We start from the raw sequence: 24,023 nt of genomic DNA on the forward strand, positions 1-24,023 counted from the left end.
TCGAGCTCGCTGACGACATTGAGAGGAGAGAATTCATGGCTGATGAGCAGAAGCTGGACGAACAGAATCCAAACGCTGAAACCACCGCCAACGCGGGTACCGAGGAACTGGTAGCGCGCGTGCAACTGCTCGAAGAGCAGGTGGCCGCCGCCCAGGATCAGGCCCTGCGCACCGCCGCCGACCTGCAGAACGTGCGCCGCCGCGCCGAGCAGGACGTGGAAAAGGCGCACAAATTCGCCCTGGAGAAGTTCGCTGGCGATCTTCTCCCGGTCATCGACAGCCTGGAGCGCGGCCTGGAACTGTCCAGCGCGGACGATGAAAGCATCCGTCCGATGCGCGAAGGCATCGAGCTGACCCTGAAGATGTTCCAGGACACCCTCAAGCGCTTCAACCTCGAAGCCATCGATCCGCACGGCGAACCGTTCAACGCCGAACTGCACCAGGCGATGGCCATGCAGGAAAGTGCCGAGGTCGAGCCGAACAGCGTGCTCAAGGTGTTCCAGAAGGGTTACCAGCTTAACGGACGCCTGCTGCGCCCGGCCATGGTCGTGGTCAGCAAGTCCCCGGCGCCTGTTTCGCCTTCGATCGACGAGAAGGCTTGAAATTAGCCGGCTGACCCCCATCTAGGTGTCAAGCGTTTAAGTGCTACCGCAGTTGGCAACCACCGCTGCGGCAACCAAATCCAAAGTTTCGGGAGAGTTAACATGGGCAAAATCATCGGTATCGACCTGGGGACCACCAACTCCTGCGTCTCCATTCTGGAAAACGGCAACGTCAAGGTGATCGAGAACGCCGAAGGCGCTCGTACCACTCCATCGATCATCGCCTACGCCAACGATGGCGAGATCCTGGTTGGCCAGTCGGCCAAGCGCCAGGCCGTCACCAACCCGCACAACACCCTGTACGCGGTAAAGCGTCTGATCGGCCGTCGCTTCGAAGAAGACGTCGTGCAGAAAGACATCCAGATGGTTCCGTACAAGATCGTCAAGGCTGACAACAGCGACGCCTGGGTCGAAGTCAACGGTCAGAAGATGGCTCCGCCGCAAATCAGCGCCGAAGTCCTGAAGAAAATGAAGAAAACCGCCGAAGACTACCTCGGCGAAGCAGTGACCGAAGCGGTCATCACCGTGCCTGCTTACTTCAACGACAGCCAGCGTCAGGCGACCAAGGACGCCGGTCGTATCGCCGGTCTGGACGTCAAGCGCATCATCAACGAGCCAACCGCTGCTGCACTGGCCTATGGCATGGACAAGGCCAAGGGCGACCACACCGTGATCGTCTATGACCTGGGTGGTGGTACCTTCGACGTCTCCGTGATCGAGATCGCCGAAGTCGATGGCGAGCACCAGTTCGAAGTACTGGCCACCAACGGTGACACCTTCCTCGGTGGTGAGGACTTCGACATTCGCCTGATCGACTACCTCGTCGACGAGTTCAAGAAAGAAACCGGCATGAACCTGAAGGGCGACCCTCTGGCCATGCAGCGCCTGAAAGAAGCCGCTGAAAAGGCCAAGATCGAGCTGTCCTCCAGCCAGCAGACCGACGTCAACCTGCCGTATATCACTGCTGACGCAACCGGGCCGAAGCACCTGAACGTGAAGATTTCCCGCGCCAAGCTGGAGTCGCTGGTCGAAGACCTGGTTCAGCGCACCATCGAGCCTTGCCGCATCGCCATGAAGGACGCCGGCATCGACGTCAGCAAGATTGACGACGTGATCCTGGTCGGTGGTCAGACCCGCATGCCGCTGGTTCAGAAAACCGTTGCCGACTTCTTCGGCAAGGAAGCGCGCAAGGACGTCAACCCGGACGAAGCTGTGGCCATGGGTGCTGCCATCCAGGGTGCTGTTCTGGCCGGTGACGTGAAAGACGTTCTGCTGCTGGACGTCAGTCCGCTGACCCTGGGTATCGAAACCATGGGTGGCGTGATGACCGCGCTGATCGAGAAGAACACCACCATCCCGACCAAGAAGTCGCAGGTGTTCTCGACTGCCGACGACAACCAGAGCGCCGTGACCATCCACGTGCTGCAGGGCGAGCGCAAGCAAGCCGCGCAGAACAAGTCCCTGGGCAAGTTCGACCTGGCCGAGATTCCACCAGCACCACGTGGCGTCCCACAGATCGAGGTTACCTTCGACATCGACGCCAACGGCATCCTGCACGTCGGCGCGAAGGACAAGGCTACCGGCAAGCAGCAGTCCATCGTGATCAAGGCCAACTCCGGCCTGTCCGAGGAAGAAATCCAGCAGATGGTCCGCGACGCTGAAGTCAACGCCGAGGAAGACCGCAAGTTCGAAGAACTGGCCGCTGCCCGCAATCAGGGTGACGCGCTGGTCCACTCGACCCGCAAGATGGTCGCCGACGCTGGTGACAAGGTGACTGCTGACGAGAAGACTGCTATCGAAGCTGCAGTTGCCGCACTGGAAACTGCGGTCAAGGGCGACGACAAGGCTGCCATCGAAGCGAAGATCGAAGAGCTGTCGAAAGTCTCCGCTCCGGTTGCCCAGAAAATGTACGCCGAGCAGGCAGAGAAGCCGGAAGCGGGCGCCCAGGCGCAGCAGGCTGACGATGCCAAGCACGACGACGTCGTCGACGCGGAGTTCGAAGAAGTCAAAGACAACAAGTAATTGTTGCTCGTTGTCGGCCGGTTGACTGATGTTTGACGTTGACTGGTAGGATGTCGCCGCGCGGGGGCTTGCTCCCGCGTTGGCGTGTCTGGAATACCCGAATTTTTTCCAGTGCTGGCCCTGGTGCCGGTACTGACGGCACAGCGCGGATGCGCAGAGGTTTGCCGAACGTCCTCAAGAGTGCAAAGAACCATGGCGAAGCGTGACTATTACGAGGTTCTGGGAGTCGAGCGGGGCGCGAGCGAGGCCGATCTGAAGAAGGCCTATCGCCGTCTGGCGATGAAGCATCACCCGGACCGTAATCCCGACAACAAAGAATCGGAAGAGCTGTTCAAGGAAGCCAACGAGGCTTACGAAGTGCTCTCCGATACCAGCAAGCGCGCGGCGTACGACCAGTATGGTCATGCCGGCGTCGACCCGAGCATGGGTGGTGGCGGTGCCGGGTTCGGCGGCGCCAACTTCTCCGACATCTTCGGTGACGTGTTCAGCGATTTCTTCGGTGGCGGTCGTGGCGGTTCCCGCGGCGGCGCCCAGCGTGGCAGCGATCTGCGCTATACCCTTGAGCTGAACCTGGAAGAAGCGGTGCGCGGTACCACGGTTAACATCCGTGTGCCGACGCTGGTCAACTGCAAGCCGTGCGATGGCTCGGGTGCGAAGAAAGGCTCGTCGCCGACCACTTGCCCGACCTGCGGCGGCATCGGCCAGGTGCGCATGCAGCAAGGCTTCTTCTCGGTGCAGCAGACCTGCCCGCGTTGCCAGGGCCAGGGCAAGATCATCACCGACCCGTGCGAGTCCTGCCATGGCGAAGGCCGCATCGAAGAGTACAAGACCCTGTCGGTGAAAGTGCCGGCTGGCGTCGATACCGGCGACCGCATCCGCCTTTCCGGCGAAGGCGAAGCCGGCACCCAGGGTGGTCCGACTGGCGACCTGTATGTAGTGATCAACGTGCGCGAGCACCCGATCTTCCAGCGTGACGGCAAGCACCTGTACTGCGAAGTTCCGATCAGCTACGCCGACGCGGCGCTGGGTGGCGAGCTGGAAGTGCCGACCCTCGATGGTCGCGTGAAGCTGAAGATTCCGGAAGGCACCCAGACCGGCAAGCAGTTCCGCCTGCGCGGCAAGGGCGTGGCTCCGGTGCGCGGCGGCGGTGCTGGTGACCTGATGTGCCGGGTGGCGGTGGAAACACCGGTCAACCTGAGTCGTCGCCAGCGTGAACTGCTTGAAGAACTGCGTGCCTCCCTGGAAGGCGACAGTTCCCATTCGCCCCAAGCCAGTGGCTGGTTCGAGGGTGTGAAACGCTTCTTCGGCGATCTGTAAAAGGAACGGGACATGCGACGTATTGCGGTAATGGGCGCGGCAGGGCGCATGGGCAAGACGCTGGTAGAGGCGATCCAGCAGGCTCCGGGCGCAGGCCTGACGGCGGCGGTGGACCGTCCTGACAGCACCCTGGTGGGTGCAGACGCTGGCGAGCTAGCCGCGCTGGGACGGATCGGCGTGCCTATCTCGGACGACCTGGCCAAGGTGGTGGAAGAGTTCGACGTACTGATCGACTTCACTCACCCGTCGGTGACCCTGAAGAATCTGGCGTTCTGCCGCAAGGCTGGCAAGGCCATGGTTATCGGTACCACCGGTTTCTCTCCCGAAGAGAAGCAGTTGCTGGTGGAGGCGGGCAAGGAAATCCCGATCGTCTTCGCTGCCAACTTCAGCGTTGGCGTCAATCTCTGTCTGAAGCTGCTGGATACCGCTGCCCGCGTGCTGGGTGACGACGTGGACATCGAAATCATCGAGGCCCACCACCGGCACAAGGTCGATGCGCCGTCCGGTACCGCGCTGCGCATGGGTGAAGTGGTGGCCTCGGCGCTGGGTCGTGATCTGCGCGAAGTGGCCGTCTATGGTCGCGAGGGCCAGACCGGCGCCCGCGATCGCCAGACCATCGGTTTCGCCACCGTGCGCGCCGGTGACGTGGTCGGCGACCACACCGTGCTGTTTGCCGCAGAGGGCGAGCGGGTCGAGATCACCCACAAGGCGTCGAGCCGCATGACCTTCGCCAAGGGTGCGGTGCGTGCTGCAATGTGGCTGGATGGTCGCGAAGCGGGCCTGTACGATATGCAGGACGTGCTCGAACTGCATTGATCCATCCGTGAAAAGGGCCGGTCGTTTCGATCGGCCCTTTTTGCAATCCCGCCCCAAGATGCGCCCTGTCGCATTCCTGCGTCTTTCAGACACATCAGTGGTAGACCAAAAAAGCGTTTTTCTGTAAGCTACAGCTTTAGTGTGTCCACTAAAAGCGCGCAGATAATTCGACGAAGAAAGCGGGGTGACGTGTCTATACGTCATTCCGCTTTTTTGCAACCTGCGATCGCCCCTTCAGGCTTGATTTACGGGAGGTCTTCTTGACTAAGCCAGCCATACTCGCCCTTGCCGATGGCAGCATTTTTCGCGGTGAAGCCATTGGAGCCGACGGTCAGACCGTTGGTGAGGTGGTGTTCAACACCGCAATGACCGGCTATCAGGAAATCCTGACTGACCCTTCGTACTCGCAACAGATCGTTACCCTGACGTACCCACACATCGGCAACACCGGCACCACCCCGGAAGACGCCGAATCCGACCGCGTCTGGTCGGCCGGCCTGGTCATCCGCGACCTGCCGCTGATTGCCAGCAACTGGCGTAACACCCTGTCCCTGAGCGACTACCTGAAAGCCAACAACGTTGTGGCGATCGCCGGTATCGATACTCGCCGCCTGACCCGCATCCTGCGTGAGAAGGGCGCCCAGAACGGTTGCATCCTGGCTGGTGACAATATCAGCGAAGAAGCCGCCATCGCCGCAGCCCGCGGTTTCCCGGGTCTGAAGGGCATGGACCTGGCCAAGGTGGTCAGCACCAAGACCTCCTACGAGTGGCGTTCCAGCGTCTGGGAGCTGAAAACCGACAGCCACCCGACCATCGAAGCCGCCGACCTGCCGTACCACGTCGTCGCCTACGACTATGGCGTCAAGCTGAACATCCTGCGCATGCTGGTCGCCCGCGGCTGCCGCCTGACCGTGGTGCCGGCGCAGACCCCGGCCAGCGAAGTCCTCGCCCTCAATCCTGACGGCGTGTTTCTGTCCAACGGCCCTGGTGATCCGGAGCCTTGCGACTACGCGATCCAGGCGATCAAGGACATCCTCGAAACCGACATCCCGGTCTTCGGCATCTGCCTCGGTCACCAACTGCTGGCCCTGGCCTCCGGCGCCAAGACCGTGAAGATGGGCCACGGCCATCACGGTGCCAACCACCCGGTCCAGGACCTGGACACCGGCGTGGTGATGATCACCAGCCAGAACCACGGTTTCGCCGTCGACGAAGCGACTTTGCCGAGCAACGTCCGCGCCATCCACAAGTCGCTGTTCGACGGTACCCTGCAGGGTATCGAGCGCACCGACAAGAGCGCGTTCAGCTTCCAGGGCCACCCTGAAGCCAGCCCTGGCCCGACTGACGTCGCGCCACTGTTCGATCGTTTCATCGATGCCATGGCCAAGCGCCGCTAAGTATCCCTGCGAGAAGGCCCTGAGCCGGCATGGTCCGGTTCAGGCGCGCCTGACCAAGATTGTTCAAGACGGCTTGCCGACTGACCTGCGGATTTGAGTGACAACCATGCCAAAACGTACAGACATTAAAAGCATCCTGATTCTCGGCGCTGGCCCGATCGTGATCGGCCAGGCCTGCGAATTCGACTACTCCGGCGCCCAGGCCTGCAAGGCCCTGCGCGAGGAAGGTTTCCGCGTCATCCTGGTGAACTCCAACCCGGCCACCATCATGACCGACCCGGCCATGGCCGACGCCACCTACATCGAGCCGATCAAGTGGCAGTCGGTGGCCAAGATCATCGAGAAAGAGCGTCCTGACGCGTTGCTGCCGACCATGGGCGGCCAGACCGCACTGAACTGCGCCCTGGACCTGGAGCGCGAAGGCGTCCTGGAAAAGTTCGGCGTGGAGATGATCGGTGCCAACGCCGACACCATCGACAAGGCCGAAGACCGCTCGCGCTTCGACAAGGCGATGAAGGCCATCGGCCTGGAATGCCCGCGCTCCGGTATCGCCCACAGCATGGAAGAGGCGAATGCGGTCCTCGAGAAGCTGGGCTTCCCGTGCATCATCCGTCCGTCCTTCACCATGGGCGGCACCGGCGGCGGCATTGCCTACAACCGTGAAGAGTTCGAAGAAATCTGCGCTCGTGGCCTGGACCTGTCGCCGACCAAGGAGTTGCTGATCGACGAGTCGCTGATCGGCTGGAAAGAGTACGAGATGGAAGTGGTCCGCGACAAAAAGGACAACTGCATCATCGTCTGCTCTATCGAGAACTTCGACCCGATGGGCGTGCACACCGGTGACTCGATCACCGTCGCACCGGCGCAGACCCTGACCGACAAGGAATACCAGATCATGCGCAACGCCTCCCTGGCGGTGCTGCGCGAGATCGGTGTCGAGACCGGTGGTTCCAACGTCCAGTTCGGCATCTGCCCGGATACCGGTCGCATGGTCGTGATCGAGATGAACCCGCGGGTATCCCGTTCCTCCGCCCTGGCTTCGAAAGCCACCGGTTTCCCGATCGCCAAGATCGCCGCCAAGCTGGCTGTCGGCTACACCCTCGACGAACTGCAGAACGACATCACCGGCGGCCGCACCCCGGCGTCCTTCGAGCCGTCGATCGACTACGTCGTCACCAAGTTGCCACGCTTTGCCTTCGAGAAATTCCCGAAAGCCGACGCCCGCCTGACCACCCAGATGAAATCCGTGGGTGAAGTCATGGCCATCGGCCGGACCTTCCAGGAATCCCTGCAGAAAGCCCTGCGCGGCCTGGAGGTCGGCGTGTGCGGCCTCGACCCGAAAGTCGACCTGGCCAACCCGGAAACCCCGAGCATTCTCAAGCGCGAGCTGACCGTGCCGGGCGCCGAGCGTATCTGGTACGTGGCTGACGCCTTCCGCGCCGGCATGACCCGCGACGAAATCTTCGCCCTGACCAGCATCGACCACTGGTTCCTGATCCAGATCGAAGACCTGATCAAGGAAGAAGAGAAGGTCAAGACCCTGGGCCTGGCTGCCATCGACAAGCAACTGATGCTGAGCCTGAAGCGCAAGGGCTTCTCCGACCAGCGTCTGGCCAAGCTGCTGGGCATCACCGACAAGAACCTGCGCCGTCACCGCCACAAGCTGGAGGTGTTCCCGGTGTACAAGCGCGTCGACACCTGCGCCGCCGAGTTCGCCACCGACACCGCCTACCTGTACTCGACCTATGAGGAAGAGTGTGAGGCCAATCCGTCGGATCGCGAGAAGATCATGATCCTGGGCGGTGGTCCTAACCGTATCGGCCAGGGCATCGAGTTCGACTACTGCTGCGTACACGCGGCACTGGCTCTGCGGGATGACGGTTACGAGACCATCATGGTCAACTGCAACCCGGAAACCGTCTCCACCGACTACGACACCTCCGACCGCCTGTACTTCGAGCCGCTGACCCTGGAAGACGTGCTGGAGGTGGTGCGCGTCGAGAAGCCGAAGGGCGTCATCGTCCACTACGGCGGCCAGACTCCGCTGAAACTGGCTCGCGCCCTGGAAGAAGCCGGCGTACCGATCATCGGTACCAGCCCTGACGCCATCGACCGTGCCGAAGACCGCGAGCGCTTCCAGCAGATGGTCCAGCGCCTGAACCTGCTGCAGCCGCCAAACGCCACTGTGCGCAGCGAAGACGAAGCGATTCGTGCTGCTGGTGATATCGGTTACCCGCTGGTTGTGCGTCCGTCCTACGTGCTGGGCGGTCGTGCCATGGAAATCGTCTACGAACTGGACGAGTTGAAGCGCTACCTGCGCGAAGCTGTCCAGGTCTCCAACGACAGTCCCGTACTGCTCGACCACTTCCTCAACTGCGCCATCGAGATGGACGTGGATGCGGTCTGCGACGGCACTGATGTGGTGATCGGCGCGATCATGCAGCACATCGAGCAGGCCGGCGTTCACTCCGGTGACTCGGCATGCTCGCTGCCTCCGTACTCGCTGCCTGCCCACGTGCAGGACGAAGTCCGCGAGCAAGTCAAGAAGATGGCCCTGGAGCTGGGTGTGGTCGGCCTGATGAACGTACAGTTGGCCCTGCAGGGCGACAAGATCTACGTGATCGAGGTCAACCCGCGCGCCTCGCGTACCGTTCCATTCGTGTCCAAGTGCATCGGCACTTCGCTGGCGATGATCGCGGCCCGTGTCATGGCCGGCAAGAGCCTCAAGGAGCTGGGCTTCACCAAGGAAATCATTCCTAACTTCTACAGCGTCAAGGAAGCGGTGTTCCCGTTCGCCAAGTTCCCGGGGGTTGACCCGATCCTCGGCCCTGAGATGAAATCCACCGGTGAAGTCATGGGTGTCGGCGACAGCTTCGGTGAAGCCTTCGCCAAGGCCCAGATGGGCGCCAGCGAGCGCCTGCCGACTGGCGGCACCGCATTCATCAGCGTGCGCGACGACGACAAGCCACAAGTGGCTGGCGTTGCCCGCGACCTGATCGCCCTGGGCTTCGAAGTAGTGGCAACCGCCGGTACCGCGAAGATCATCGAAGCGGCCGGCCTGAAAGTGCGTCGCGTGAACAAGGTGACCGAAGGTCGTCCGCACGTGGTCGACATGATCAAGAACGACGAAGTGTCGCTGATCATCAACACCACCGAAGGTCGCCAGTCGATCGCCGACTCCTACTCGATTCGCCGCAATGCGTTGCAGCACAAGATCTACTGCACCACCACCATTGCGGCCGGTGAAGCGATCTGCGAAGCGCTGAAGTTCGGTCCGGAAAAGACCGTTCGCCGCTTGCAGGATCTCCATGCAGGACTCAAAGCATGAGCATTACCAAGTACCCGATGACCGTCCAGGGCGCTCGTGCCCTGGAAGACGAGCTGACCTTCCTCAGCAAGACCGAGCGCCCGCGCCTGAGCCAGGCGATCGGTGAGGCTCGCGAGCTGGGCGATCTCAAGGAAAACGCCGAGTACCATGCTGCCCGCGAGGAGCAGGGCATGGTCGAGGCGCGGATCCGCGATATCGAAGGCCGTCTGCAGAACTCGGTGGTGATCGATGTCACCACCATCGCCCACACAGGCAAGGTGATCTTCGGCACCACGGTCGAGCTGGAAAATACCGAGACCGGCGATCAGGTGACCTACCAGATCGTTGGTGAGGACGAGGCTGACATCAAGAAGGGCAAGCTTTCGGCGAGCGCACCAATCGCCCGCGCCATCATTGGCAAGGAAGAAGGTGACGTGGTTGTCGTGAAGACCCCGAGCGGCACGGTCGAGTACGAGATTGTCGAAGTCAAACACATCTGACGCGGGCCTGCGGGCCCACTCCATCGAAGCAATCCTCTGGCAACTGGCCCAGGTTTTCTGGGTCGGAGGCCTGTGGGTGTTTCATGTCGGGCTGGTTCCGGCACTGAAGGTCAGTGGGCTGGCGCCCTTGCTAGTGCAGGACATCTCCGCGCAGATCGACCGTTGGTTGATCGGCGTGGCGGCGTTGGGCCTGATGACCCAGTTGGGGGTGTTGGCACGACTGCGTGGGGTGTCCGCCTGGTGGCGGATGTTCAGCGGACAGTTGCTGCTGGTCGGCTTCGCCGCGTGCTTCAGCTACTACACCTTGCGCTACGGCGTTTCCGTCGGGGAGCGCTGGCAGGTGTTCTGCTTCGTCGTGCTGGGGCTCAGTGGCATCGTGCTGGTGGCCCAGCCCGTCCCGGCCAGGGCGCGCAGATCGCGCCGCTGACCGGAGCCACGGTTACTTGTAGCGGTGGATATTGGACAACTGCTTGTTCGGCTGTGGGTTGCGGCGGTACAGCAGGACCATCTTACCGATGATCTGTACCTGTTCGGCGCGACCGACCTTGGCCAGTTCGTCCATGACGGCGCGACGCTCTTCCCGGTCTTCAAGCTTGACCTGCACCTTGATCAGTTCATGATCAACCAATGCGCGTTCCAGCTCGGCGAGGACACCTTCGGTCAAGCCATTGCCCGCCACGATCAGGACCGGTTTCAGGTCGTGACCAATGGATTTGTACTGTTTCTTCTGCTCGTTATTGAGCGGCATAATCTGACCCTTTCGTCTGGATTCTGTAAAAATGGCGGCCATTTTACCCGAGGGCCCGTGGCTCCGCCCAGTCAATCACGACGCTTAATCATCGAGGTGCCCAGTGGCGCAGCGTTCCAAGAGCAGCCATAACTGGCTGAGAGAGCATTTCAACGATCCTTTCGTCAAACAGGCACAGAAGGATGGCTATCGCTCGCGCGCGAGCTACAAACTGCTGGAGATCCAGGAAAAGGACCGGCTGATCCGCCCGGGCATGAGCGTGATCGACCTCGGCGCGGCGCCGGGAGGCTGGTCGCAGGTGACCAGTCGTCTGATCGGTGGGCAGGGTCGCCTGATCGCCTCTGACATCCTCGAAATGGACAGCATTCCCGACGTGACCTTCATCCAGGGGGATTTTACCCAGGATGCGGTACTCGCGCAGATTCTCGAAGCCGTCGGTAATTCGCAGGTAGACCTTGTGATTTCCGATATGGCCCCCAACATGAGTGGTACGCCTGCCGTGGATATGCCCCGGGCGATGTTTCTCTGCGAGCTGGCACTCGATCTGGCCGGTCGGGTCCTGCGCCCGGGTGGTGATTTTCTGATCAAGATATTCCAGGGCGAGGGCTTTGATACCTATCTGAAGGACGTTCGTCAGAAATTCGAAAAGGTGCAGATGCGCAAGCCTTCGTCGTCCCGCGACCGTTCCCGTGAGCAGTACCTGTTGGCCAGGGGATATCGCGGCGAATAAAGGCGTCAACGCGGTAGCTTAAGGGGGCGTCGATAGTATTTTCCAATCGGCGGCCCTGCCTGATCTGGCTGAACATCGTGTAGTCTAGATTCACAAAGGGTTACAGACGGTGCCAACAGCCGTTGTAGGTAATGTAGTAAGTTAAGCCGCTGATTATCATGCGAGGCACGGTTGCGCCTAAACCTGCTTCAGAGGGTAGCGAATTGAACGATATGGCAAAGAATTTGATCCTGTGGTTGATCATCGCGGCCGTCCTGGTGACGGTGATGAACAACTTCTCCAGCCCGAATGAGCCGCAGACCCTCAACTATTCCGACTTCATCCAGCAAGTCAAGGATGGCAAGGTCGAGCGAGTCGCGGTCGATGGCTACGTCATTACCGGTAAGCGCAACGACGGCGACACTTTCAAGACCATCCGCCCGGCGATCCAGGACAACGGCCTGATCGGCGACCTGGTCGACAACCACGTCGTCATCGAAGGCAAGCAGCCTGAGCAGCAGAGCATCTGGACCCAGTTGCTGGTTGCCAGCTTCCCGATCCTGGTGATCATCGCGGTGTTCATGTTCTTCATGCGCCAGATGCAGGGCGGTGCCGGCGGCAAGGGAGGGCCGATGAGCTTCGGCAAGAGCAAGGCGCGCCTGCTCTCCGAAGATCAGGTCAAGACCACGCTGGCCGACGTGGCCGGCTGCGACGAAGCCAAGGAAGAAGTTGGCGAGCTGGTCGAGTTCCTGCGCGATCCGGGCAAGTTCCAGCGTCTGGGTGGTCGCATCCCGCGCGGCGTGCTGATGGTTGGTCCGCCCGGTACCGGTAAAACCTTGCTGGCCAAGGCTATTGCCGGTGAAGCCAAGGTGCCGTTCTTCACCATTTCCGGTTCCGACTTCGTGGAAATGTTCGTCGGTGTCGGCGCCAGCCGTGTCCGTGACATGTTCGAACAGGCCAAGAAACACGCACCGTGCATCATCTTCATCGACGAGATCGACGCCGTGGGTCGCCATCGTGGCGCCGGCATGGGTGGCGGTCACGACGAGCGCGAGCAGACCCTCAACCAGTTGCTGGTGGAGATGGACGGCTTCGAAATGAACGACGGCATCATCGTCATCGCTGCGACCAACCGTCCCGACGTGCTCGACCCGGCGCTGTTGCGTCCCGGTCGCTTCGACCGCCAGGTGGTGGTCGGCCTGCCGGACATCCGCGGTCGCGAGCAGATCCTCAAGGTGCACATGCGCAAGGTGCCGATCGGCGAGAATGTCAATCCGGCGGTCATTGCCCGTGGTACCCCTGGCTTCTCCGGTGCTGACCTGGCCAACCTGGTTAACGAGGCGTCCCTCTTCGCAGCACGTGGCGGCAAGCGCGTGGTCGAGATGAAGGAGTTCGAGCTGGCCAAGGACAAGATCATGATGGGCGCCGAGCGCAAGACCATGGTCATGTCGGAGAAAGAGAAACAGAACACCGCGTACCATGAGGCGGGTCACGCCATCGTCGGTCGCGTGGTTCCTGAGCACGACCCGGTGTACAAGGTCTCGATCATCCCGCGCGGTCGCGCTTTGGGCGTGACCATGTTCCTGCCGGAAGAAGACCGCTACAGCCTGTCCAAGCGCGCTCTGATCAGCCAGATCTGCTCGCTGTACGGCGGCCGTATCGCCGAGGAAATGACCCTGGGCTTCGATGGGGTAACCACCGGTGCCTCCAACGACATCATGCGTGCCAGCCAGATCGCGCGGAACATGGTGACCAAGTGGGGGCTTTCGGAAAAACTCGGTCCGCTGATGTATGCCGAAGAAGAAGGCGAAGTGTTCCTTGGTCGCGGCTCGGGCGGGCAGCACACCAATGTCTCCGGTGAAACCGCGAAGCTGATCGACTCCGAAGTGCGCAGCATCATCGACCAGTGCTATGCCACCGCCAAGCAGATCCTCACGGATAACCGTGACAAGCTCGACGCCATGGCCGATGCGCTGATGAAGTACGAAACCATTGACGCCGACCAGATCGACGACATCATGGCAGGCCGTACTCCGCGTGAGCCGCGCGACTGGGATAACGACTCCGGTACCTCGGGCACCACTGCGTCCCAGGGTGACCGTCCCGAGTCCCCGATCGGTGGTCCGGCTGCGCAACACTAAGGGCTGACATGACCTCACAGCAATACCCGACCCGGTTGCCTTGCGGCAACCGGGTTCTTGACCTTTCCCGCGCCCATGTCATGGGCATTCTCAATATCACCCCGGATTCCTTCTCTGATGGCGGTCGATTCACCCAGCGTGATTCGGCCTTGCGTCATGCCGAGCAGATGGTTGCTGCGGGGGCGACGCTGATCGATGTCGGGGGCGAGTCCACTCGGCCCGGCGCCAGGGTCGTCACCGCGCTGGAAGAGCTTGAGCGCGTTGCGCCTATCGTCGAAGCATTGAATCGCGAACTGGACGTGGTCATCTCGGTGGATACCTCGACGCCTGCGGTGATTCGCGAGTCGGCACGCCTCGGAGCGGGTTTGATCAATGACGTGCGTTCGCTGTCACGCGACGGTGCTCTGGATGCGGCGGCGGCCACAGGTTTGCCGGTGTGTCTGATGCACATGCGCGGCGAGCCCGGGAACATGCAGGATGATCCGCACTACGAGGATGTCACCCGCGAGGTCGGGAGCTATCTTGAAGGGCGCATGGCTGCCTGTGCGGCAGTCGGAATCGAAGCTGAACGCATCATCCTTGATCCAGGTTTCGGCTTCGCCAAGACCTTGGAGCATAATCTCAGCCTGTTCAAGCATATGGAAAACTTGCGGCGCCTGGGGCGGCCACTGCTGGTGGGCGTCTCGCGCAAGAGCATGATCGGCCTGACCCTCAATCGGCCAGTAAATGAGCGGTTGTACGGCAGCCTGGCGCTGGCTGCCCTGGCGATGACCAAAGGGGCGAGCATTCTGCGCGTTCATGATGTCGCTGAAACCGTCGATGTCGTACGGATGATCGCCGCGGTACAAGCCGCCGAATAAAGAGTGACGGAGCATTTATGAGCAGAAAATATTTTGGTACCGACGGCATTCGTGGCCGTGTCGGCGAATTCCCGATCACGCCGGATTTCATGCTCAAGCTTGGCTGGGCGGCGGGGATGGCCTTCCGCAAGCAGGGGCGGTGTCGTGTACTGGTCGGCAAGGACACTCGTATTTCCGGGTATATGTTCGAGTCTGCGCTGGAAGCCGGGCTTGCCGCTGCGGGCGCTGACGTGATGCTGCTTGGGCCGATGCCGACACCGGCCATTGCCTACCTGACCCGCACCTTCCATGCAGAAGCAGGAATCGTGATCAGTGCATCGCACAATCCCCATCACGACAACGGCATCAAGTTCTTCTCTGGCGAGGGTACCAAGCTGCCCGATGATATTGAGCTGATGATCGAGGAGTTGCTCGACCAGCCGATGACTGTGGTCGAGTCCAGCGAGTTGGGCAAGGTGTCGCGCATCAATGACGCGGCAGGCCGCTACATCGAGTTCTGCAAGAGCAGCGTGCCGAGCAGCACCAGTTTCGCGGGGCTCAAGCTGGCGATCGACTGCGCCCATGGCGCGACCTACAAGGTAGCACCGAGCGTGTTCCGCGAACTGGGTGCCGATGTGACGGTGCTGTCGGCTCAGCCGGATGGCCTGAACATCAACGAAAACTGCGGTTCCACCCATATCGAGTCGTTGCAGGCCGCGGTCCTGGTCGGTCATGCCGACCTGGGTATCGCCTTCGACGGCGACGGCGACCGCGTGCTGATGGTCGACCATACTGGCGCCATCGTCGATGGGGACGAGTTGCTGTTCATCATCGCTCGCGACCTCCATGAGCGCGGCAAGCTGCAGGGCGGCGTTGTTGGCACCCTGATGAGCAACCTCGGCCTGGAGCTGGCGCTGAAGGATCTGGATATTCCGTTCGTTCGAGCCAAGGTCGGTGACCGCTACGTGATGGCGGAGTTGCTGGAGCGCGACTGGATCATTGGTGGCGAGAACTCCGGACACGTCGTCTGCTGCAGTCATACCACGACTGGTGACGCGATCATCGCCGCGCTGCAGGTGCTGATGGCCCTCAAGCGTCGCGGCGAAACGCTCGCTCAGGCGCGTCAGGCTGTGCGCAAATGCCCGCAGGTATTGATCAATGTGCGCTTCGGCGCCAGCAAGGTCGATCCGCTTGAGCATCCCTCCGTGCAGGCCGAGTGCGAGCGCATCACCGAGGAAATGGCTGGTCGAGGCCGGGTATTGCTGCGCAAGTCCGGAACAGAGCCGCTGGTGCGTGTCATGGTCGAAGGGGATGACGAAAGTCAGGTTCGCGGCCATGCCGAAACCCTGGCAAAACTGGTAAGTGAAATTTGCGTCTGATTTGCGCTTGCCAGTGATGGATTGGTTGGGTAACATCTGCGCCCACTTTGACCGACGAGGTAAAGCATGCGTCGCCCTATGGTAGCTGGTAACTGGAAAATGCACGGTACCCGCGCCGGCGTCGCTGAGCTGATCAAGGGCTTGAGCAATCAGGTTCTGCCGAGCGGTGTTGATGTCGCGGTGTTCCCGCCCAGTCTGTTCATCAACCAGGTGATCGAAGGTCTTGAAGGCACATCGATCGCAGTCGGTGCACAGAACTCCGCAGTAGAGCCTCAGCAAGGGGCTCTGACCGGAGAAGTTGCGCCGAGTCAGTTGGTTGATGCCGGTTGTGAGCTGGTGCTGATCGGGCACTCGGAGCGACGTCAGATTCTGGGTGAGCAGGACTCGACCCTGATCAAGAAATTCGCGGCTGCACAGTCCTGTGGCCTGAGGCCGGTGTTCTGTGTGGGGGAAACCCTCGAAGAGCGCGAAGCGAATAAAACGCTCGAAGTTGTTGGGCGTCAGCTGGACAGTGTCATCGACCAGTTGGGTATTTCTGCTTTTGCAGATGCGATTATTGCTTATGAGCCTGTATGGGCCATCGGCACAGGCCTTACGGCTACACCGCAGCAGGCGCAGGATGTGCATAAAGCCATTCGCGAGCAGCTGGCGGCGAAGGACCCAGAAGTTGCGCTGAATGCGCGGCTTCTATACGGCGGCAGCGTGAAGGCGGCCAATGCGGCCGAGCTGTTCGGCATGCCGGATATCGATGGGGGGCTGATTGGTGGTGCCTCCCTGAACGCAGACGAATTCGGTGCAATTTGTCGCGCCGCAGGAAACTGAAAAATGCTGGAAACAGTTATTGTCGTTCTTCATCTGTTGGGCGCACTGGGTTTGGTAGTGCTGGTTCTGCTGCAACAGGGTAAAGGTGCGGAAGCGGGTGCATCTTTCGGCGCAGGTGCTTCAAATACTGTGTTCGGAAGCCAAGGTTCTGCTACCTTTCTGAGTAAGTTTACTGCTATACTAGCTGCCTCTTTCTTCTTAACTGCTCTTGGGTTAGGATACTTTGCTAAGGAGAAAGCTCACCAGCTGACTCAAGCAGGTTTGCCGGATCCGGCGGTAATGGAAGTGCAGCAAACCAAACCGGCAACAGATGATGTACCGGTGCTCCAGGAGCAAAAGAACCCAGCCGGCAACAATGGCGATGTTCCTCAGGCTCCAGAGCAGAAGTAACGGGTTTCAAAGTAGTTTTGCCGAGGTGGTGGAATTGGTAGACACGCAACCTTGAGGTGGTTGTGCCCATAGGGTGTAGGGGTTCGAGTCCCCTTCTCGGTACCATTTGAAGCATGAGAGCCCGCAATAGCGGGCTTTCTTGCAGGTGGAGGTTGTTTGATTGACCCTTCAAAGGGTTCGGTCGTATACTTTCGCCCCAGCTTTGTCGCGGGGTGGAGCAGTCTGGTAGCTCGTCGGGCTCATAACCCGAAGGTCGTTGGTTCAAATCCAGCCCCCGCAACCAGTTTTAGCGGAGCCCCTATTCAGGGGCTTTTTGTTAGCTAAACAGTTCTCAGCGCCGATGTTCAACGGCGCATTTCATGGATGGGCGCTTTGCCCATTTTTTATTTGCACAGCATGCACGAGGGGGTTCAGGTGTCGAGCAAGCTAGAACAGTTGCAGGCCTTGTTGGCCCCGGTGGTCGAAGCGCTTGGCTATCAATGCTGGGGGATCGAGTTCATCTCTCAGGGCAAGCATTCGGTACTGCGTATCTATATCGACAAAGAGGACGGCATCCTGGTGGACGATTGCGAAGTCGTCAGTCGCCAGGTCAGTGGCATTCTGGATGTTGAAGATCCCATCAGCACCGAATACACCCTTGAAGTCTCCTCTCCTGGCATGGATCGCCCGCTGTTCACGATTGAACAGTTCGCTTCGCATGCCGGTGAACAAGTGAAGATCAAGCTGCGTACGCCCTTCGAAGGTCGTCGTAACTTTCAAGGCCTGCTCCGTGGTGTAGAGGAGCAGGATGTCGTGGTCCAGGTGGACAATCACGAGTTCCTGTTGCCGATCGACTCGATCGACAAGGCCAACATTATTCCCAGTTTTGACTGAGACATGCCGGAGTCGCGGTTGACGCGGTTCCAATGGCTTGCGAAAGGCGAGGCGTACGATGAGCAAAGAAGTACTGCTGGTTGTTGAGTCGGTATCCAATGAAAAGGGCGTACCGGCTGGCGTGATTTTCGAAGCGCTGGAAGTGGCCCTGGCTACTGCAACCAAGAAACGTTTTGAAGACGAAGTGGACCTGCGTGTGGAAATCAACCGCCACACCGGTAGCTACGAGACCTTCCGTCGCTGGACTGTGGTCGAAGACGAAGACCTGGACGACCCGGCGATCGAGTTGGCAGTAGACCAAGCCCAGGCCAAGAAGCCGGGCGCGGTCGCTGGCGAGATCATCGAAGAGAAGATCGAGTCCATCGAGTTCGGTCGTATCGCTGCGCAGACCGCCAAGCAGGTCATCGTGCAGAAAGTTCGCGAAGCCGAGCGTGCGCAAGTGGTCGATGCCTACCGCGAGCGCCTGGGCGAGATCATCTCCGGTACCGTGAAAAAGGTTACCCGCGACAACGTCATCGTCGACCTGGGCAACAACGCCGAGGCGCTGCTGGCCCGTGAAGACATCATTTCCCGCGAGACCTTCCGCGTCGGCGTGCGTGTCCGCGCGCTGCTCAAGGAAATCCGCACCGAGAACCGCGGCCCGCAACTGATCCTGTCGCGTACCGCGCCACAGATGTTGATCGAGCTGTTCCGCATCGAAGTGCCGGAAATCGCCGAAGGCCTCATCGAAGTGATGGCCGCGTCCCGTGATCCGGGCTCGCGCGCCAAGATCGCCGTCCGCTCCAAGGACAAGCGCATCGACCCGCAAGGCGCCTGCATCGGCATGCGCGGCTCGCGTGTCCAGGCAGTGTCCGGTGAACTGGGTGGCGAGCGCGTCGACATCGTGCTGTGGGACGACAACCCGGCACAGTTCGTCATCAACGCCATGTCGCCTGCCGAAGTGGCGGCGATTATCGTTGACGAAGACGCCCACGCGATGGACATCGCCGTGGCCGCCGACAACCTGGCCCAGGCCATTGGCCGTGGGGGCCAGAACGTGCGCCTGGCGAGTCAGTTGACCGGCTGGACCCTGAATGTGATGACCGAATCGGACATCCAGGCCAAGCAGCAAGCCGAAACCGGCGACATCCTGCGCAACTTCATCGAAGAGCTGGAAGTCGACGAAGAGCTGGCCCAGGTGTTGGTCGACGAGGGCTTCACCAGCCTCGAAGAAATTGCCTACGTACCGCTGGAAGAAATGCTCAACATCGATGGCTTCGACGAGGAAATCGTCAATGAGCTTCGCGCTCGTGCCAAGGACCGCCTGTTGACCAAAGCCATCGCTACCGAGGAAAAACTGGCAGACGCCCACCCGGCCGAAGACCTGCTCTCCCTCGAGGGCATGGACAAGGACCTGGCAGCGGAACTGGCGGTGCGCGGCGTGGTTAACCGCGAAGACCTGGCCGAGCAGTCGATTGACGACCTGCTCGACATCGACGGCATCGACGAAGAACGTGCCGGCAAGTTGATCATGGCCGCCCGAGCCCATTGGTTCGAGTAAGCAGGCTGGCCTGAGGAGAGAAGTGCATGACGCAAGTCACGGTGAAAGAATTGGCCCAAGAGGTCGCTGCACCGGTAGAGCGCCTGCTGCAGCAGATGCGTGAGGCAGGTCTGCCGCACACCGACGCCGGTCAGCTGGTGAGCGATAGTGAAAAGCAGGCTCTGCTGACCCATTTGAAGAGCAGCCACAAGGCGAAAGTGGAAGAACCGCGCAAGATCACCTTGCAGCGCAAGACCACCAGCACCCTGCGTGTTGCCGGCAGCAAGAGCATCAGCGTAGAAGTACGCAAGAAGAAGGTTTTCGTACAACGCAGCCCTGAAGAGATCCAGGCTGAGCAGAAGCGTGAGCTGGAAGAGCGCCGCGCCGTTGAGAACGCTGCCCGCGAGAAGAGCGAAGCCGAAGCGCGTCAGCGTGCCGAGGAAGAAGCGCGTCGTCAGGCTGCTGTCGAGAAGGCCGCTGCTGCCTCGGCTCCGGCTGCCCAGACCGCCGCTCCGGCGCAAGCCCCGGCTGCCGTCGAGCCAGCACCGGCTCCGGCCCCTGCTACTGAACGCAAGAAGGACGACGCCCGTCGCAACGATCGTGCACGTGACGACGACCGTCGCGGTGGCGAGCGTCGCAACGAAGCGCCGCGCGTTTCGGTCAAGGTCAAGGAGAAGGAAAAGGCCCCGACTCCACGTGCTGCGCCACGCACCACCGACGAAGAAAGCGATGGTTTCCGTCGTGGCGGTCGTGGTGGCAAGGGCAAGCCGAAGAAGCGCAATGCCCATGGTTTCCAGAACCCGACCGGTCCGGTTATCCGCGACGTGACCATCGGCGAGACCATCACCGTTTCCGAATTGGCGCAACAGATGTCGGTCAAGGCCGCTGAAGTCGTCAAGTTCATGTTCAAGCTGGGCACTCCGGTGACCATCAACCAGGTGCTCGACCAGGAGACCGCTCAACTGGTCGCCGAAGAGCTGGGTCACAAGGTCACCCTGATCAGCGACACCGCCCTGGAAGACTCCCTGGCCGAATCGCTGAAGTTCGAAGGCGAGAGCGTTTCCCGTGCACCGGTCGTGACCGTCATGGGCCACGTTGACCACGGCAAGACCTCGCTGCTCGACTACATCCGTCGTGCCAAGGTTGCCGCTGGCGAAGCCGGTGGTATCACCCAGCACATCGGTGCCTACCACGTGGAAACCGACCGCGGCATGGTCACCTTCCTCGATACCCCGGGTCACGCCGCGTTTACCGCAATGCGTGCCCGTGGTGCCAAGGCTACCGACATCGTGATCCTGGTAGTCGCGGCGGACGACGGCGTGATGCCGCAGACCGTCGAAGCTGTCCAGCACGCCAAGGCTGCCGGCGTACCACTGGTGGTTGCGGTGAACAAGATCGACAAGCCGGGTGCCGACCTCGATCGCATCCGTAATGAACTGTCGGTCCACGGCGTGACCTCCGAGGACTGGGGTGGCGACACTCCATTCGTCAAGGTTTCGGCCAAGATGGGTACTGGTGTCGACGAACTGCTCGAAGCGGTCTTGCTCCAAGCCGAGATCCTCGAACTCAAGGCCATGCCGACCGCTCCAGGTCGTGGCGTTGTCGTCGAATCGCGTCTCGACAAGGGCCGCGGCCCGGTCGCTACCGTGCTGGTTCAGGACGGTACCCTGCGTCAGGGCGACATGGTCCTCTGCGGTTCGAACTACGGCCGCGTTCGCGCCATGCTCGACGAAAACGGCAAGCCTGTTAAGGAAGCCGGCCCGTCGATCCCGGTCGAGATCCTCGGCCTGGATGGTACTCCGGATGCCGGTGACGAACTGAGCGTTGTGGCTGACGAGAAGAAAGCCCGTGAAGTCGCCCTGTTCCGTCAAGGCAAGTTCCGTGAGGTCAAACTGGCTCGCGCACATGCTGGCAAGCTGGAAAACATCTTCGAAAGCATGGGCCAGGAAGAGAAGAAGACCCTCAACATCGTCCTCAAGGCCGACGTTCGTGGTTCTCTCGAGGCTCTGCAAGGCTCCCTCGGTGGCCTGGGCAACGACGAAGTACAGGTTCGCGTGGTCGCCGGCGGTGTCGGTGGTATCACCGAGAGCGACGCCAACCTGGCGCTGGCTTCGAATGCGGTCCTGTTCGGCTTCAACGTGCGTGCCGATGCCGGTGCACGGAAGATCGTCGAGCAGGAAGGTCTGGATATGCGTTACTACAACGTGATCTACGACATCATCGAAGACGTCAAGAAAGCCCTGACCGGCATGCTCGGCAGCGATGTTCGCGAGAACATCCTGGGTATCGCCGAAGTGCGTGACGTGTTCCGTTCGCCGAAGTTCGGCGCCATCGCCGGGTGCATGGTCGTGGAAGGTACGGTCTACCGTAACCGCCCGATCCGCGTACTGCGCGAAGACGTGGTGATCTTCGAAGGCGAGCTGGAATCGCTGCGTCGCTTCAAGGACGATGCCTCCGAAGTCCGTAACGGCATGGAGTGCGGTATTGGCGTGAAGAGCTACAACGACGTCAAGATCGGCGACAAGATCGAGGTCTTCGAGAAAGTCCAGGTGGCTCGTACGCTCTGATGCGCGAGCTTGGAAGCGCCAGGTCGGTGGCTGTGACGCCCCGCTGGATGCTCTGAACGCAACGCCCGGTCCGGCTTCATGCCTGGCCGGGCGTTTGCCGCTTTAGTTACAGGTAGCAAGACATGGCAAAAGAATATAGCCGTACCCAACGCATCGGCGATCAGATGCAGCGCGAGCTGGCCCAGTTGATCCGTCGTGAAGTGAAAGATCCCCGTGTCGGCCTGGTGACCATCACCGCCGTCGACGTCAGCCGCGACGTTGGCCATGCCAAGGTGTTCATCACCGTCATGGGTCAGGAAGGTGGCGACGAGATCCAGCAAACCCTCAAGGTCCTGAACTCTGCCGCTGGTTTCCTGCGCATGCAGCTCGGCCGCGAAATGAAGCTGCGCAGCGTGCCGCAACTGCATTTCCACTACGACGAGAGCGTCAGCCGCGGTGCCCACCTGTCGGCACTGATCGAACGCGCCGTTGCCGAGGACAGCCTGCACCAGAGCGCCGACGCTCCGGACAGCGACAAGGAGTAAGCGGTGGCCCAGGTCAAACGCATCCGCCGTAACGTCAGCGGCATCATTCTGCTCGACAAGCCACTGGGATTCACCTCCAACGCTGCGCTGCAGAAGGTCCGCTGGCTGCTCAACGCCGAGAAGGCCGGGCACACCGGCAGCCTCGACCCGCTGGCCAGCGGCGTGCTGCCGCTGTGCTTCGGCGAGGCCACCAAGTTCTCGCAGTACCTGCTCGATTCCGACAAGGGCTACGAGACCGTCATGCAGCTGGGCCAGACCACCAGCACCGCAGACGCCGAAGGTGAAATTCTGCGTACCCGCGAGGTGACCGTTGGTCGCGCCGAGATTGAAGCGGTTCTGCCACGATTCCGTGGTGAAATCAGCCAGATACCGCCGATGTACTCGGCCCTCAAGCGTGATGGCCAGCCGCTTTACAAGCTCGCCCGTGCAGGGGAAGTAGTGGAGCGAGAAGCGCGTTCTGTTACTATTCACCGCTTGGAACTGCTGGAGTGCGAAGGCACCCGGGTTCGCCTGTCGGTAGGCTGCAGCAAAGGCACCTATATCCGTACCTTGGTCGAGGACATCGGCGAGGCTCTGGGTTGTGGCGCCTACGTTGCCGAACTGCGCCGGACCCAGGCCGGCCCGTTCGAACTGGCCCAGACCGTGACCGTCGAGGAACTCGAACAGGTCCACGCCGAAGGTGGCAACGAAGCGGTCGACCGTTTCCTGATGCCGTCCGACAGCGGTCTGCAGGACTGGCCGCTGCTACAGTTCTCCGAGCACAGTGCTTTCTACTGGCTGCATGGCCAGCCGGTACGTTCGCCGGACGCGCCGAAATTCGGCATGGTCCGCGTACAGGATCACACCGGTCGCTTCATTGGTATCGGTGAAGTGAGCGAAGACGGGCGCATCGCGCCGCGTCGACTGATTCGGTCGGAATGATCGAACCCGTCAGTGCAGGGCCTTGGCCCGGTAGTGATGGACACGAGGGTGGCTGTCAACAGGCACGGTCACATCTCATTTTCTTAATACAGGGCTTGTCCCTGGCCTGTTGGAAACCTTCGGGTTTCCGTTTATTGGAGAAAGCCAGATGGCACTCAGCGTTGAAGAAAAAGCTCAGATCGTTGCCGACTATCAGCAAGCCGCCGGCGACACCGGTAGCCCGGAAGTGCAGGTTGCTCTGCTGACCGCCAACATCAACAAGCTGCAAGGCCACTTCAAGGCCAACGGCAAGGACCACCACTCCCGTCGTGGTCTGATCCGCATGGTTAACCAGCGCCGCAAGCTGCTGGACTACCTGAAAGGCAAAGACACCACCCGTTACAGCGCCCTGATCGGTCGTCTGGGTCTGCGTCGCTAATAGCGGCTCGACCAGTGGTGTGCGCGGCGTGCTGCGGTTGTCAGTCGGGGGCTTCGGTTCCTCGGCGGGCGAACGCACCCCGCGTATCCGAGAGGTTGGTTGTCTGTTCTGCCGGAGCGCTTTGCGCGATGGCAGGGCAGACTCCCAACCTCTAGTTTTATCTGGACGGTCAATGGGGCCGATTCCCCGTTCTGCCCAAGAATTCGCAAGAA

The 24,023-nt window shown here is 60.9% G+C and carries 21 protein-coding genes and 2 tRNA genes; 22 read left to right on the forward strand and 1 reads right to left on the reverse strand.

The annotated features are described in order from the left end of the window. Positions 1-35 precede the first annotated feature (35 nt). From grpE to AC5QPF_RS04605, 8 genes are all read left to right on the forward strand, one after another. Positions 36-602, forward strand: a complete 567-nt coding sequence (grpE, locus tag AC5QPF_RS04570) for a nucleotide exchange factor GrpE (RefSeq protein WP_458975171.1) — start codon at positions 36-38, stop codon at positions 600-602. 102 nt (positions 603-704) lie between these two features. Then, positions 705-2,624, forward strand: a complete 1,920-nt coding sequence (dnaK, locus tag AC5QPF_RS04575; protein WP_494962201.1) for a molecular chaperone DnaK — start codon at positions 705-707, stop codon at positions 2,622-2,624. Positions 2,625-2,816: 192 nt separating this feature from the next. After that, positions 2,817-3,941 carry a molecular chaperone DnaJ gene (gene dnaJ, locus AC5QPF_RS04580; RefSeq protein ID WP_494962202.1) on the forward strand — a complete coding sequence of 375 codons (1,125 nt, stop codon included), beginning with the start codon at positions 2,817-2,819 and terminating at the stop codon, positions 3,939-3,941. Between the two features lie 12 nt (positions 3,942-3,953). Continuing rightward, positions 3,954-4,757: a 4-hydroxy-tetrahydrodipicolinate reductase gene (gene dapB, locus AC5QPF_RS04585; RefSeq protein WP_494962203.1), complete on the forward strand. Its 804-nt coding sequence runs from the start codon at positions 3,954-3,956 to the stop codon at positions 4,755-4,757. Positions 4,758-5,017: 260 nt separating this feature from the next. After that, positions 5,018-6,154, forward strand: coding sequence for a glutamine-hydrolyzing carbamoyl-phosphate synthase small subunit (gene carA / locus AC5QPF_RS04590; RefSeq protein WP_494962204.1), 1,137 nt, complete (start codon positions 5,018-5,020; stop codon positions 6,152-6,154). A gap of 106 nt (positions 6,155-6,260) precedes the next feature. Next, on the forward strand, positions 6,261-9,482 hold the full coding sequence (carB, locus tag AC5QPF_RS04595; protein ID WP_494962205.1) for a carbamoyl-phosphate synthase large subunit: 3,222 nt from the start codon (positions 6,261-6,263) through the stop codon (positions 9,480-9,482). Further along, entirely contained in the window at positions 9,479-9,961 is a 483-nt protein-coding gene (gene greA / locus AC5QPF_RS04600; protein ID WP_330073063.1) for a transcription elongation factor GreA, read from the forward strand. The genes carB and greA overlap by 4 nt, the downstream gene beginning before the upstream one ends. Beyond that, a complete protein-coding gene (locus tag AC5QPF_RS04605) occupies positions 9,939-10,388 on the forward strand; it encodes an MFS transporter (protein WP_494962206.1) in 450 nt (149 codons plus the stop codon). Before greA ends, AC5QPF_RS04605 begins: the two co-directional genes overlap by 23 nt. Before the next feature lie 12 nt (positions 10,389-10,400). Here AC5QPF_RS04605 and yhbY read toward each other — a convergent pair whose 3' ends face one another. Beyond that, entirely contained in the window at positions 10,401-10,709 is a 309-nt protein-coding gene (yhbY, locus tag AC5QPF_RS04610; protein WP_494962207.1) for a ribosome assembly RNA-binding protein YhbY, read from the reverse strand. A 103-nt stretch (positions 10,710-10,812) separates the two neighbouring features. Here yhbY and rlmE point away from each other — a divergent pair, with 103 nt between their 5' ends. From rlmE to rpsO, 14 genes are all read left to right on the forward strand, one after another. After that, entirely contained in the window at positions 10,813-11,439 is a 627-nt protein-coding gene (gene rlmE, locus AC5QPF_RS04615) for a 23S rRNA (uridine(2552)-2'-O)-methyltransferase RlmE (RefSeq protein WP_494962208.1), read from the forward strand. Positions 11,440-11,651: 212 nt separating this feature from the next. Beyond that, on the forward strand, positions 11,652-13,559 hold the full coding sequence (gene ftsH, locus AC5QPF_RS04620; protein WP_494962209.1) for an ATP-dependent zinc metalloprotease FtsH: 1,908 nt from the start codon (positions 11,652-11,654) through the stop codon (positions 13,557-13,559). Positions 13,560-13,567: 8 nt separating this feature from the next. Next, positions 13,568-14,419, forward strand: a complete 852-nt coding sequence (gene folP / locus AC5QPF_RS04625; RefSeq protein ID WP_494962210.1) for a dihydropteroate synthase — start codon at positions 13,568-13,570, stop codon at positions 14,417-14,419. Between the two features lie 17 nt (positions 14,420-14,436). Next, positions 14,437-15,777, forward strand: coding sequence for a phosphoglucosamine mutase (glmM, locus tag AC5QPF_RS04630; RefSeq protein ID WP_494962211.1), 1,341 nt, complete (start codon positions 14,437-14,439; stop codon positions 15,775-15,777). Positions 15,778-15,843: 66 nt separating this feature from the next. Beyond that, the gene (tpiA, locus tag AC5QPF_RS04635) at positions 15,844-16,599 is read left to right on the forward strand and encodes a triose-phosphate isomerase (protein WP_494962212.1); all 756 of its coding nucleotides are present in this window, start codon (positions 15,844-15,846) and stop codon (positions 16,597-16,599) included. Between the two features lie 3 nt (positions 16,600-16,602). After that, on the forward strand, positions 16,603-16,989 hold the full coding sequence (secG, locus tag AC5QPF_RS04640; RefSeq protein WP_494962213.1) for a preprotein translocase subunit SecG: 387 nt from the start codon (positions 16,603-16,605) through the stop codon (positions 16,987-16,989). 19 nt (positions 16,990-17,008) lie between these two features. After that, positions 17,009-17,094, forward strand: a tRNA-Leu gene (locus tag AC5QPF_RS04645). A 101-nt stretch (positions 17,095-17,195) separates the two neighbouring features. After that, a tRNA-Met gene (locus tag AC5QPF_RS04650) sits at positions 17,196-17,272 on the forward strand. A gap of 131 nt (positions 17,273-17,403) precedes the next feature. After that, positions 17,404-17,862, forward strand: coding sequence for a ribosome maturation factor RimP (gene rimP, locus AC5QPF_RS04655; RefSeq protein ID WP_494964126.1), 459 nt, complete (start codon positions 17,404-17,406; stop codon positions 17,860-17,862). Positions 17,863-17,920: 58 nt separating this feature from the next. Continuing rightward, positions 17,921-19,402, forward strand: a complete 1,482-nt coding sequence (gene nusA, locus AC5QPF_RS04660; RefSeq protein WP_330073054.1) for a transcription termination factor NusA — start codon at positions 17,921-17,923, stop codon at positions 19,400-19,402. 26 nt (positions 19,403-19,428) lie between these two features. After that, positions 19,429-21,948 carry a translation initiation factor IF-2 gene (gene infB, locus AC5QPF_RS04665; protein WP_494962214.1) on the forward strand — a complete coding sequence of 840 codons (2,520 nt, stop codon included), beginning with the start codon at positions 19,429-19,431 and terminating at the stop codon, positions 21,946-21,948. Positions 21,949-22,070: 122 nt separating this feature from the next. Next, on the forward strand, positions 22,071-22,472 hold the full coding sequence (rbfA, locus tag AC5QPF_RS04670; RefSeq protein ID WP_494962215.1) for a 30S ribosome-binding factor RbfA: 402 nt from the start codon (positions 22,071-22,073) through the stop codon (positions 22,470-22,472). Positions 22,473-22,475: 3 nt separating this feature from the next. Further along, positions 22,476-23,393: a tRNA pseudouridine(55) synthase TruB gene (gene truB, locus AC5QPF_RS04675; protein ID WP_494962216.1), complete on the forward strand. Its 918-nt coding sequence runs from the start codon at positions 22,476-22,478 to the stop codon at positions 23,391-23,393. Positions 23,394-23,541: 148 nt separating this feature from the next. After that, a complete protein-coding gene (rpsO, locus tag AC5QPF_RS04680; RefSeq protein WP_009404303.1) occupies positions 23,542-23,811 on the forward strand; it encodes a 30S ribosomal protein S15 in 270 nt (89 codons plus the stop codon). Positions 23,812-24,023 lie beyond the last annotated feature (212 nt).

It is taken from the genome of Pseudomonas sp. Con_6 (assembly GCF_059379395.1).

Excerpts from the sequence above, each read along its gene's own strand:
- grpE (WP_458975171.1), top strand. The coding sequence starts at position 36 with ATGGCTGATGAGCAGAAGCTGGACGAACAGAATCCAAACGCTGAAACC.
- dnaK (WP_494962201.1), top strand. The coding sequence starts at position 705 with ATGGGCAAAATCATCGGTATCGACCTGGGGACCACCAACTCCTGCGTC.
- dnaJ (WP_494962202.1), top strand. The coding sequence starts at position 2,817 with ATGGCGAAGCGTGACTATTACGAGGTTCTGGGAGTCGAGCGGGGCGCG.
- dapB (WP_494962203.1), top strand. The coding sequence starts at position 3,954 with ATGCGACGTATTGCGGTAATGGGCGCGGCAGGGCGCATGGGCAAGACG.
- carB (WP_494962205.1), top strand. The coding sequence starts at position 6,261 with ATGCCAAAACGTACAGACATTAAAAGCATCCTGATTCTCGGCGCTGGC.
- greA (WP_330073063.1), top strand. The coding sequence starts at position 9,479 with ATGAGCATTACCAAGTACCCGATGACCGTCCAGGGCGCTCGTGCCCTG.
- yhbY (WP_494962207.1), bottom strand. The coding sequence starts at position 10,709 with ATGCCGCTCAATAACGAGCAGAAGAAACAGTACAAATCCATTGGTCAC.
- ftsH (WP_494962209.1), top strand. The coding sequence starts at position 11,652 with ATGGCAAAGAATTTGATCCTGTGGTTGATCATCGCGGCCGTCCTGGTG.
- folP (WP_494962210.1), top strand. The coding sequence starts at position 13,568 with ATGACCTCACAGCAATACCCGACCCGGTTGCCTTGCGGCAACCGGGTT.
- glmM (WP_494962211.1), top strand. The coding sequence starts at position 14,437 with ATGAGCAGAAAATATTTTGGTACCGACGGCATTCGTGGCCGTGTCGGC.
- tpiA (WP_494962212.1), top strand. The coding sequence starts at position 15,844 with ATGCGTCGCCCTATGGTAGCTGGTAACTGGAAAATGCACGGTACCCGC.
- secG (WP_494962213.1), top strand. The coding sequence starts at position 16,603 with ATGCTGGAAACAGTTATTGTCGTTCTTCATCTGTTGGGCGCACTGGGT.
- nusA (WP_330073054.1), top strand. The coding sequence starts at position 17,921 with ATGAGCAAAGAAGTACTGCTGGTTGTTGAGTCGGTATCCAATGAAAAG.
- infB (WP_494962214.1), top strand. The coding sequence starts at position 19,429 with ATGACGCAAGTCACGGTGAAAGAATTGGCCCAAGAGGTCGCTGCACCG.
- rbfA (WP_494962215.1), top strand. The coding sequence starts at position 22,071 with ATGGCAAAAGAATATAGCCGTACCCAACGCATCGGCGATCAGATGCAG.
- rpsO (WP_009404303.1), top strand. The coding sequence starts at position 23,542 with ATGGCACTCAGCGTTGAAGAAAAAGCTCAGATCGTTGCCGACTATCAG.